8 protein-coding genes are annotated in these 7,617 nt (G+C 76.2%); 3 read left to right on the top strand and 5 right to left on the bottom strand.

All coding sequences use genetic code 11. From position 1 onward, the window contains the following. Positions 1 to 1,029, bottom strand: a 1,029-nt coding sequence (locus tag MPTA5024_RS40415) for a serine/threonine-protein kinase (protein WP_157099933.1), incomplete at its 3' end; no start/stop codon positions are given. A gap of 158 nt (positions 1,030 to 1,187) precedes the next feature. On the opposite strand from MPTA5024_RS40415, the gene rsmA reads away from it, so the two are divergent. Beyond that, positions 1,188 to 2,051 (top strand): 16S rRNA (adenine(1518)-N(6)/adenine(1519)-N(6))-dimethyltransferase RsmA, encoded by an 864-nt coding sequence (gene rsmA / locus MPTA5024_RS35985; RefSeq protein WP_232326789.1) that lies wholly within the window; start codon positions 1,188 to 1,190, stop codon positions 2,049 to 2,051. Between the two features lie 37 nt (positions 2,052 to 2,088). On the opposite strand, the gene MPTA5024_RS35980 is transcribed toward rsmA, so the two are convergent. Continuing rightward, positions 2,089 to 2,694 (bottom strand): TIGR03086 family metal-binding protein, encoded by a 606-nt coding sequence (locus MPTA5024_RS35980; RefSeq protein WP_036332518.1) that lies wholly within the window; start codon positions 2,692 to 2,694, stop codon positions 2,089 to 2,091. 95 nt (positions 2,695 to 2,789) lie between these two features. Between MPTA5024_RS35980 and MPTA5024_RS35975 the strand changes: the two genes are divergently transcribed. Both MPTA5024_RS35975 and MPTA5024_RS35970 read left to right on the top strand, forming a co-directional pair. Further along, positions 2,790 to 3,449, top strand: a complete 660-nt coding sequence (locus MPTA5024_RS35975; RefSeq protein ID WP_036332515.1) for a TetR/AcrR family transcriptional regulator — start codon at positions 2,790 to 2,792, stop codon at positions 3,447 to 3,449. Positions 3,450 to 3,524: 75 nt separating this feature from the next. Beyond that, positions 3,525 to 4,553, top strand: coding sequence for a M4 family metallopeptidase (locus MPTA5024_RS35970; RefSeq protein ID WP_036332513.1), 1,029 nt, complete (start codon positions 3,525 to 3,527; stop codon positions 4,551 to 4,553). Between the two features lie 24 nt (positions 4,554 to 4,577). On the opposite strand, the gene MPTA5024_RS35965 is transcribed toward MPTA5024_RS35970, so the two are convergent. The 3 genes from MPTA5024_RS35965 to MPTA5024_RS35955 all read right to left on the bottom strand — a co-directional run. After that, the gene (locus MPTA5024_RS35965; RefSeq protein WP_157099909.1) at positions 4,578 to 5,924 is read right to left on the bottom strand and encodes a hypothetical protein; all 1,347 of its coding nucleotides are present in this window, start codon (positions 5,922 to 5,924) and stop codon (positions 4,578 to 4,580) included. 8 nt (positions 5,925 to 5,932) lie between these two features. Then, positions 5,933 to 6,505, bottom strand: a complete 573-nt coding sequence (locus MPTA5024_RS35960; RefSeq protein WP_036332509.1) for a hypothetical protein — start codon at positions 6,503 to 6,505, stop codon at positions 5,933 to 5,935. Positions 6,506 to 6,517: 12 nt separating this feature from the next. Next, positions 6,518 to 7,617 (bottom strand): FG-GAP repeat protein (locus MPTA5024_RS35955; protein ID WP_198167594.1); only part of this gene is annotated, 1,100 nt, incomplete at its 5' end.

The following is a 7,617-nucleotide window of genomic DNA, read 5'->3' as shown; positions in this document are numbered from 1 at the left end:
CCGCCGCCGCGCGGGCGGAGGAGCGGTGGGCGGAGTCCCGGCGCCCGGTGAGAGCGGCCGGGGGTCCGTCACCGCGGACGCCGGGTCGATCAGCGTCTGCGCGGCGGCGGGGACGTCACCCCGGCCTTGCGCGACGTTCGGCGGCGGCTCCCAGGACCGGGTGAGCGCCTCGGTGGCCGCGGCGGCGGGCGACGCGGCGCCGGGCACGACGCCGCTGACGAGGGCGATGAGCAGATCCTGGGCCGACGGCCGCCGGGCGGGGTCGGAGGCCGTCGCACGGTGGGCGAGCTCGCCGAGCGGCGCGGGCAGCGTGCCGAGGTCGGGCCGCGAGTTGAGCACGCGGGCCGCCAGCGTGACGAGGTCGCCCCGGCCGAAGGGGTGGCGGCCGGTACCGGCGTAGGCCACGAGGCAGCCCCAGGCGAAGACGTCGGCCGCCGGGGTCACCTCCTCGCCCCGCACCTGCTCGGGCGCCCACCATCCGGGGCTTCCGAGGAGCTCGCCCGACTGGGTGAAGCTGTGGCTCGTGTCCAGGGCCCGGGCGATGCCGAAGTCGATCACCCTCGGTCCCGTCAGGGACAGGATGACGTTGGCCGGCTTCAGGTCGCGGTGGACGAGCCCCGCGACGTGGATGGCCGCGAGGGCCGCCGCCACGCCGAGGGCCACGCCGTGCAGCGAGCCCGGCTCCAGCGGGCCGTACCGGTCGATCTGCCGCGACAGCGGCGTCCCCGCGATGTACTCGGTGACCATGTACGGCGTGCCGTCGGCGGCGTCGCCGTTGTCGAGGACCTGGGCCGTGCAGAACGAGGCGACCCTGCGGGCGTTGCCGACCTCGGCGTGGAAGCGGGCGGCGAAGTCCTCGTCGAGCGCGAACTGCGCCTTCACCACCTTGACCGCGACGAGCCTGCCGCCGGGGGCCACGGCGAGGTACACCGTCCCCATCCCGCCCTCGCCGAGCCGGCCGAGCAGCCGGTACGGTCCGACGGCCGGCGGGTCCTGGGGGCGCAGGGGCTCTGCACCGGTGGGATCCATGGGCGGGTCTCCTTGGGGCGCGGCGCCGCGCGTCGCCACATTATCCACGTCGGCTCCCTCCGTACACCGGCCGTTCGTCGCCGAAGACGGAAAGGATGGCAAGCCCGCCGCGGATCCGCCGCGTAATTCGACACGCTCGCATGCACGACACTGGATGCATGAGTCTGCTCGGGCCGGTGGAAGTGCGCGCGTTGGCGGAGAAGCTCGACCTCAGGCCGACGAAGAAGCTGGGGCAGAACTTCGTGATCGACGGCGGCACGGTCCGCCGGATCGTCCGGGTGGCCGGGGTCGTCCCGCACGACGTGGCCATCGAGATCGGGCCCGGGCTCGGGTCGCTCACGCTCGCGCTGCTCCCCGAGGTCGCGCGGGTCGTCGCCGTCGAGATCGACCCGGTCCTCGCCGCCCAGCTGCCGCTGACCGTGGCCGAGCGCGCCCCGGAGGCGGCCGACCGGCTGACCGTCGTCCGGGCCGACGCGCTCCGGATCGGGCCGGACGACCTGGGGGCCGCCCCCACCGTGCTCGTGGCCAACCTGCCGTACAACGTGTCCGTGCCCGTGGTGCTCCACCTGCTGGAGACGCTGCCGTCGCTGCGCCGCGGGCTGGTGATGGTGCAGGCCGAGGTGGCCGACCGGCTGGCCGCGACCCCCGGATCGAAGATCTACGGCATCCCGTCCGTCAAGGCGGCCTGGTACGCCGACGTGCGCCGCGCCGGGCCGGTCGGCCGCAACGTCTTCTGGCCCGCGCCCAACGTCGACTCCGGCCTGGTCTCCCTCGTCCGGCGCGATCCCCCCGTCACGACGGCGAGCCGCGAGGAGGTCTTCGCCGCCGTCGACGCCGCGTTCGCCCAGCGCCGCAAGACCCTGCGCGCCGCCCTCGCGTCGTGGGCCGGCACGGCCGCCGCGGCCGAGGAGGCCCTGGTCGCGGCGGGCGTCGACCCGTCGGCCCGGGGGGAGCAGCTCGGCGTCGAGGACTTCGCCCGCATCGCCGAGCACCGCCGGGCCGCCGCCCCGTCCACGCCCTGACCCGTACGGCGGACACCGGGGGGCCGGTGCGGTGGCGTCACCCGGCGGGAGTCCAGGCGGGGCGGCGGCCCAGGTAGGACAGCAGGGACGCCGCCTCCCCGGCCTCCGGCCCCGCGTCGAGCGCCGGGGCGTACGCGCCGTAGGCGCGCAGCGGCTCGACGACGGCGGCCGCGACCGTCATGAGCGACCGGGCCGCCTCCTCCGACAGCGGCGAGGGCTGCCCGGTGGCCACCGCGATGTCCCAGGCGTGGACCGCGGCATCGAGCGCGCACGCCCCGCCCGCGAGCCAGGCCGGCAGCGGACCGTGGGGCAGCGGGGTCGGCACGCCCTCGTCTCCGTCGCCCACACCGGCCCAGGCCGCGCCCGACGTCTCCAGTGCCTGAGCCAGGTAGGCGACCGGGTCGCCGTCGAGACGGCCCGACGGCGCGAACGGGTCCTCCGACGGCCAGGCACCTCCGGTGATCGCCGCGGCGAACGCGATCTGGTCACCCGTCGCGTGCTGCAGCACCTGCGTGACCGACCACTTCTCGCAGGGCGTGGGCAGGTTCCAGCCGTCGGGGCCGACGCCTGCCACGGTCCGGCGCAGGGCGTCGTGGGCCTCCGCCAGCAGACCCCGCCAGTTCCCCACCGTGTTCTCGCTCATGGTCGATCCCTTCCGCCAACTTCAGAACGGAGTGTTCCGCTCTGGTAAGAGCATATCAGAACGGAACGATCCGTTCCACTGTTACGCTGGCGAACATGACCGAGACCGAGCCGGCCCGGCGGGGACGCGCGGCCCGCAACGACTCCCTGATCCTCGACGCCGCCCGCGCGGTGTTCCTGGAGGACCCGAAGGCGCCGATCGCCGCCGTCGCCGAGCGGGCCGGGGTCGGCATGAGCGCCCTCTACCGGCGGTACGCGGGCAAGGAGGACCTGCTTCGCCGCCTGTGTCACGACGGGCTGCGCCGCTTCATCGCCGAGGCCGAGGCGGCGGACGCCGAGCCCGACGGCTGGGCCGCGTTCACCCGCTTCCTTGAGCGGGTCGTCGAGGCCGACGTCCACTCGCTCACGGTCCACCTGGCCGGGACGTTCACCCCGACGCCGGAGATGCGCCGGGACGCCGAGCGGGCGGGGGCGCTCGGCGCGGCCCTGGCCGAGCGCGCCGCCGCGAGCGGACGGCTCCGGCGGGACGTGGTGACCGGCGACGTGGGGCTCGTCCTCGAAGGGTGCGCCGCGATCCGCGTCCCCGACCCCGGCCGTACCCGTGAGCTGCGCCTGCGTCACCTCGCGATGCTGCTCGACGGCATGGCGGCCGCGGACGCCCCGGCCTTGCCGGGCCCGCCCCCGGCCCCCGGCGAGCTCGACTGGCGCTGGCGCCGCCGCTCTCCTGGCGCCGATCCCATATCGACCGCGGAATAGGCGTATGAGGGCTTGCGGCCGGTATGGGCCCCCGATCTAGGGTTGGGGCTTCCGCGCTCTTCGACGGAGGATCCAATGCCGCGCACCCCCCTTGCGATCTTGAGCCTCACCGGCGCCCTGACCCTGGCCGCCACAGCCGCGCCGGCCGTGGCCGCCGCGGACCCCTACACGGCCACGGCCACCGGGACGGTCTTCGCCCCCAACCCCGTCCAGCAGCTCGGCCTGCAGACGCTCACCGACGCCAAGGACGCCGACCTGCCGGTCTTCGCGCCCGCCTACCGGACCGTGACGCTGACCGACCTCGACGGATCGGGCACGCTCACGGGCCGCTACGTACGGGTCAAGAGCGGGACCGGAGCGGCCGCCCGCGCCACCGGCGGAGCCTTCCCCGCCTATCACCGGGACGCCGACCAGTTCGAGCAGGTCATGGGCTACTACTGGGTGACAACCGCGCAGCGGTACATCCAGTCGCTCGGGTTCGGCGGTTCGCTGCGCCCGGTCAACCAGCGGCAGATCGAGCTGCGCATCGACCAGTACGGCGGCGACAACTCCTTCTTCCGCGACGACAAGGCGAACATCTCGCTGGGCAAGGGCGGAGTCGACGACGGCGAGGACGCCGAGGTGATCGTGCACGAGTACGGCCACAGCGTCCAGGACGGGCAGGTCCCCGGCTTCGGCACGACCCCGGAGTCCGGCGCCATCGGTGAGGCGTTCGGCGACTACCTCGCGGTCGCCGTGAGCAGCTGGGCCACGGGAACGCCGACCAGGACCGACGAGGCCTGCGTCGCCGACTGGGACTCGACGAGCTACACGAACGCCCCGCACTGCCTGCGCCGGCTCGACGGGGACAAGCACTACCCGCAGGACGTCGTCGGCGAGGTGCACGCGGACGGCGAGATCTGGTCGCGCGCTCTATGGGACATCCGCACGGCCCTCGGCGACCGCAGGGCGAGCACGCTGATCATCGAGGCGCAGTTCGCGTTCGCGCCCGACACCACGTTCGCGGCCGCCGCCCAGGCCACCGTCGCCGCCGCCCGGCGCCTGTACGGCTCCGCCGCGGCCGGCGCGGTCACCACCGCCTTCACCGCCCGCGGCATCCTCTGACCGGCCCGGAAGCCCGGGCGGGGCTCAGCCCATGGAGGCCCCGAAGTCGAGCGCGACGCCGTGCTCGTTGGCCTTGAACCGGGGCCCGGTCCCGACGGACGGAGGGGAGGGGACGAAGCCGTCGCCCGGCGCGAGCCAGATCCTCTCCCCGCCGCCCAGCGGGACGAGCGCGACGGCTCCCGTGGTGCCCCTGTCCGGGGCGCCGACCAGGAGCCATCCGTCGTCGGCCCAGGCCACGGCCCAGCCGAACCGGTCGCCGGCGCCGCTCCCGGGCAGGGTCGTCGCCGGGCCGCCGTCCAGCGGGAGCGCGGTCACGGTCCCGGCGGTCCCGCCGTACGGGGCTCCGACGGCGAGCCGGCCGTAGCCCAGGGCCAGCGAGAACCCGAACGCGCCCGTCCCCCGCCACTGCAGGACGGGCCGGGGTTCCCCGCCCGGGGTCACCTCGTACAGGTCCACAGCGTCGACGCCGGGCGCGCTCGCCGCGAGGTAGGCAGGGCCGTCCCCCTCGCCCGTGGCCAGCGCGTAGCCGTACCGCGCCCCGGGCGCCGAGGGTCCGGACAACCGCCACCCACGCGTCGGGCCGGCCGTGGTGACGTCCGCCAGGAGGGTCACCGCCCCCGCGTGCGGCACGCCCTGCCCGTCCTGCTGCCGCCCCGCGCCGTCGTCGTCCTCGTACGGCGCGCCCACCACGAGCTCCGGCACGCCCGTGAGGCCGCCGAGTTCCGCCAGGGCAAGCGACCAGCCGAACGCGTCGCCCGCCTCGCCGTTGCCGGGCACGCCGGGGGAGTCCTGGGTGATGCGGCGGGGGGCGTCCCGCACCTCACGGCCGGACAGCCGGAAGAGGTAGACGGCCCCGGAGTCCGCGGCGCCCGGCGCGTCCTCGTGGGGCGCCCCCACCGCCACGAGACCCTTCGCCGCCGCCACCGACCAGCCGAAGTGCCCCCGCCGTCCCGCCTCCGGCGCCGGCAGGACGGTCGTGTCGCGCACGCCGGGCGAGTCCCCCGGCCCGCCCCACAGGATCTGGACGAGGCCGTCGTCGCCGGGGCCGGCCCCGATGGCGGGGGCGCCGGGCTGTCTGAAGGCGTCCACATGCGGGGAGCCGACGACGAGGTCCTCGCAGCCGTCCCCGTCGATGTCGGCGCGGGCCAGCGGGCCCTCCGGGGTGACCGGCACCTGCCCTCGGGTCAGCGCGGCCCGCACGCGCGGCGGGCCGTACTCGTCGAACTTCAGCGCGTACAGCGACCCCACGCCGGGCGAGCGGTACTCCTGCCCGCTCGGATCGGCAACCACGATCTCCGGCGCGCACCTCCGGATCGGACGGTCCACCTGAGCGGGGACGACCATGAGCACGGACAGGAGCGCCGCCGTCACGGCCGCCCTCACAGCGTCACCCGCAGGCGGGGACCTTCGGCCAGCACGGAACCCTCCAGACGCACCGGCCTGCGTCCCTTCGGCATGCCGTACGAGAAGGTCAGGGTCACGACCCGCTCGCCGGGCCCCAGGGCCGGGAGGGGGCCGCCGGACAACAGGACGGCGTAGTGGGTAGCGCCCCGGTCGTCGACGAGGTCCGGGAACCGGTCGGCGAGCCGCACGGAATCGGGGCCCGGATTGCCGAGGAGCACGACGAGGCGGCAGGTCTGCCGTTTCGGGTGGCGGACGCCCCCGGCCCAGTTCGGGTAGCCGCAGCCGGGGGTCTGCACGAGCATCCACGGCGCGTCGAACCCGGCCGTGAGCGTGAGGCGCCGGCCGAGGTCCGTGGGCGGAGGTGGCGGCGGCCCCTGCCCCCGGACGGCCGAAGCGGTCAGGACGGCGAACGTGGCGGCCAGCACGGCCCCCAGAGCCGTGGTGCGCAGCAGGGCGCGCCGGACCGGCGGAGCCGGCCTGCCGGGCACGTCGCCCCGGGCGGCCCGCGGCCTCCCGCCGGGAAGGGTCGGCATCTCGCGAACGTCCACACGTCCTCCGCCTCATCCGGCCACGGCGGCTCCGAAGTCCAGGGCCTCCTCTCCGGTTGGACCCTCTTTCGGGGGGAGAAGTTCGCGGAAACCTCCGCTCGTGGTGGTCCTGGCCGCCTGGGCCCCCCACGACACCTCAGAGGGCGCGCCGGGTCCCGCCGGTCCCGCCGCGGCCACCGTCACCGCCCCCGTCACCCCCCGGTCGGGCGCGCCGACGAGGAGCCGGCCGTCCGGCGTCCCGCTCACGCTCCACCCGAAGTGGTCGTACGGCCGGGGGTCGCGCTCGGTCAGCGTCCGCCGCTCGGGTGGGCCGGCGAGGGCCATGACGTGCGCGGCGCCGCTCTCGGGCGCGCCGGGGAGGCCGCTCCCGGGTGACCCGGCGACCAGGAACGGCCCGGCGAAGGCCAGCGAGAAGCCGAACCGGTCGCCGGCGCCCGCGACAGCGCCTTCGCGCAGCAGGCGGACGAAGCGCGGCCCCGGGCCTGCGGCCTGGAAGAGCAGCACGGCCCCCGCGTCGCGCACGCCGTCCACGTCGGCGTACGGCGCGCCCGCGGCCAGGTGGCCCACGCCGTCGTGCTCGCCGTACGCCAGGCTGTGGCCGAGGTGGTCGCCCGCGTGCGCCGCGACCTCGCGGGTGACGGCGCCCAGGTTCCAGCCCACGCCCTGGAACGACCACGGACGCAGGGACACGTCGTACACGACCGTGATCGCGCCCGTGTCCGGCAGGCCGCCCTCCTCCTGGTCCTCGAAGGGCGCGCCCACGGCGAGGTCGATCTGGCCGGGCGCGCCGCCGAGCCGGCCGAGCGCCACCGACCACCCGAACAGGTCGCCCGCCTCGCCGCTGCCCGGCACGCCCGGGGTGTTCTGGGTGATCCGCTGCGGCGGCCCGGCCACGCGCCCGGTGAACCGATACACGTAGACCGCCCCGGAGTCGGCCACCTCGTCGGCGTCCTCGTACGGCGCGCCGATCGCGACCGTGCCCGCCGCGACCGCGAGCGACCAGCCGAAGTGGGCGCCGGTCCGGGCCGTCGGCGCCCGCAGTTCCAGCCGCGCCGCGCCGAGATCGCGGCCGCCCCAGTAGGACGTACGCGGCGCCCGCACCCTCGGCCGGG

Origin of the sequence: Microbispora sp. ATCC PTA-5024, assembly GCF_000511135.2 — a bacterium.
Lineage (GTDB): Bacteria > Actinomycetota > Actinomycetes > Streptosporangiales > Streptosporangiaceae > Microbispora > Microbispora corallina.
This window is presented reverse-complemented; position numbering and strand designations above follow the sequence as displayed.